We start from the raw sequence: 2,831 nt of genomic DNA, 5'->3' as shown, positions 1-2,831 counted from the left end.
AACCAGGGAAAAGCCCTGGTTTTGATGCGATTGAGGCCTGAAAAATCGGCCTTGCGGCGTCGACACGTTACTTATCGCGGGCTTGGGGAAACTTGTTCGGAGAATCCCTAGCACAATTGCTTCACAGGGAATCATTCCTAAGCTCGACGTTACGAGCCTTTGCGATGGCCTCAATCCTCTTATTAACCTCAATATACTGCTTTTCCGTCCTGACTCTAGCGAAGTCCGACTTGAGCATACTCAACTGATCTTGCGTGACGTAGGGGGCAATTACATTCAGATTAGCCTGAAATACTCGCCATACAATTATCGACTGATTCAAAGAAGAGTACAGCACATAAGATGCAATTATGAAAATCAGCACCAAGAGCCGTGCAACATATAACATCCCGCGCAGAAATAGCTTAGTCCTCACACCAAAGCCATCATCCCTCGTCGTGTCAGGATTCTCATTTGCGCTTGCCTCAAAAGATCTAAATAACTTATATACTATACGTTCCGTTGCCAATTGTGAATAGAACATATACATACCCGCCCCTATCAACATAGCAAGCACCAAAGCCAATCCAGCCACTGGAGTTGGATCTAAGGCTGCATTACTGAACGTTGAATCCTTCATCCGCTGAGATCCGAAAGTAAATATATCAAACAGATATCTGGAGACCATACTAAAGCCTGGCTTAACTATGGCATCATAAATTGCTGAACAAACAATCCCAAGCACTAGCACCCCGATTACTGTTATAGGTGCTTTCCCTTTCAGAATTTTCGAGATCATCTCTATAGACTCACGTAAGACATTGACCGTTGTACTTGCATATCTTGTCGGAAACAGTGGCTGTCCGCCACCCTTCGCTACCCATCCGCAATAGCATAATTTTTCTAGCCGTACCAGGCAGCCAATCACATACCCCGATGATGCAGCAGTAGCATTAAAATTCGAGTGTAGGCCGCCAGACATGCGGCCTACACTATTTCCACGTCTAATACTTTTTCTCAGGTTTCGTCCGTTTTCGCCCAGTAATGGCAAGGGCCATCAACGCTGTTTTAGACGCCTCCCCCGATACTCTGCCAACCTTCAATCCCGCCCCCGAAAACAATGTCTAGCCACAATCTAGTGGCGAACCAAGTCCTGATGCCCCAGTGCGTACAACTGATAGTCCGTCACGGCCTGATACAGCGACTCTGCCAGCAGCCGTAGGCGCTCGACCTCCTCCAGCGCCGCGCCAGACTCCTCGGCTTCGTGATACCGACGCAACGCATCGATCGCCTGCTGCATTAGCGGCTCGCCGGCGAGAATCATTCCTTCCAAGGTGCGCTTCATGGGTGACTGCTCCGTCCAGACGGTCTGGGCAGTATAGGCAGCGGCATGCGCTCACAGCGGCCTAAGCTGCTTCTCATGCCCGATCGGCTACCGGCGCAGCCAACTCCAACACCAATCCGCCCCCTAGCGTCCTACGGAACCTCTCTCCCTGGAAAAGCAGCACATCGTCACCTGGGGCTAGTCGATTCCACCGCTCTGAATTACTGTATATAAAACCAGTATATCTACAGGTGCCCCGTGGACCTCGCCGACATCGACACAACCGGCTTCGAGCTTGGCATGCCGACACACGTCGAACTGCTCAAGCACCAATGCCACATGCTCAGCAACGAGAACGACCAGCTCCGACGAGACTTGGCCAGGGCCAGACGCAACATCCAGAAGCTGGTCGACATCAACCAGAACCTGCAGGCCCAGATCACAGTCGAGCACCGCCGGGCAAACGAGGCGTACGTCGAGTACATCCACCTGATGAACACGGCTCGCTGCAAATACGGCATAGACCTCACTCGCGATGGCTACGACCTTGACCCCGTCGAGCAGGTCAAGCAGCGCGAGGCGTCATCGGACCAGGGCTAACAGCTGATCCCAAGACGCCGGATGACTACCACCTACTCGAGTAACACATGGCTCAGCATCCCCGCCATAGCTAGATTTTATTGTTGCAATAATGGAGAACCCATCACCAACGTCCTAATATGGTGATATCAGACATAAAGAGCATCGGAGTGGACCATGGCCTTCTGGAAAATTTTTAGAAAAAAAGTTAAAAGCGAACCACGAAGCGATGCAAACACAAAAGACCCTATGGAAGCCGCAATTAAAATTTCAACTTTCATCATAGATCTTCAATTAAAAAGGGCGGGCACACTTCCAGGATTTTCTGAAGCCTTCTACAGCAACTTCACCCGAGGTTACTTTGTCGGCTGCTTCAACTCAGCCATGCAAGCCTTCAAGATAGATGGGCATGATAGCGATGCAAAACTAGCAGCCTTCATAGTTATAGGTCACTTGACCTTGCTTGGCGAAGAACACGGCACTAAATTCGCCAGAGACTCCATAGCCCTCCAAGGAAATAGAGAATACGACCTAGGAAATAGGTTAGGGGGACAGGAACTGGTTGATTTTCTAAACAAAAAAATCACCATGCCGACACAATTATTCAACTACTTCAAAGGTAACAGGCAATAGTTCAGCGTTCAGCCCCTAATTCACCCCTAATCTTCTGACCACTATCACCTCGGGCATAACATATCTCACCCAGCCACTTTACTCAGAGGACGACAAGTGGCGAAACCGAGCAGGGATGGCGCTCCAAATCCTGTCCATTCTGCTCGGGCGGTCGCTCTGATCTCATTCGGTTGCGGAACGCATCTCCTATAAAGCCTTTATGGCGTTAGGGATTCTCCGATCAAGTCAGCACAAGCCGCCCGACCTGTGCTGAAATAGCCCTCCGTTCAGCCCCCCAGCAAGTCTTGCCCATGAGTCAGATGAGCTTTTCCGATTT

4 protein-coding genes are annotated in these 2,831 nt (G+C 50.2%); 2 read left to right on the top strand and 2 right to left on the bottom strand.

Annotated features, from left to right (window positions below; all coding sequences use genetic code 11):
- Nucleotides 1-121: 121 nt before the first annotated feature.
- Nucleotides 122-778: a hypothetical protein gene (locus NJF35_RS24480; RefSeq protein ID WP_253091607.1), complete on the bottom strand. Its 657-nt coding sequence runs from the start codon at nucleotides 776-778 to the stop codon at nucleotides 122-124.
- A 336-nt stretch (nucleotides 779-1,114) separates the two neighbouring features.
- Nucleotides 1,115-1,324 carry a hypothetical protein gene (locus NJF35_RS24475; RefSeq protein WP_253091606.1) on the bottom strand — a complete coding sequence of 70 codons (210 nt, stop codon included), beginning with the start codon at nucleotides 1,322-1,324 and terminating at the stop codon, nucleotides 1,115-1,117.
- 237 nt (nucleotides 1,325-1,561) lie between these two features.
- Here NJF35_RS24475 and NJF35_RS24470 point away from each other — a divergent pair, with 237 nt between their 5' ends.
- Nucleotides 1,562-1,903: a hypothetical protein gene (locus NJF35_RS24470; protein ID WP_253091605.1), complete on the top strand. Its 342-nt coding sequence runs from the start codon at nucleotides 1,562-1,564 to the stop codon at nucleotides 1,901-1,903.
- 156 nt (nucleotides 1,904-2,059) lie between these two features.
- Entirely contained in the window at nucleotides 2,060-2,515 is a 456-nt protein-coding gene (locus NJF35_RS24465; protein WP_253091604.1) for a hypothetical protein, read from the top strand.
- The last annotated feature ends 316 nt before the right edge of the window (nucleotides 2,516-2,831 follow it).

Source organism: Pseudomonas guariconensis, from assembly GCF_024127895.1.
In the GTDB taxonomy this organism is placed as follows: Bacteria; Pseudomonadota; Gammaproteobacteria; order Pseudomonadales; family Pseudomonadaceae; genus Aquipseudomonas; species Aquipseudomonas guariconensis_B.
Note: the sequence above shows the minus strand (reverse complement) of the source record. Positions and strands in the feature narration are given on the sequence as shown.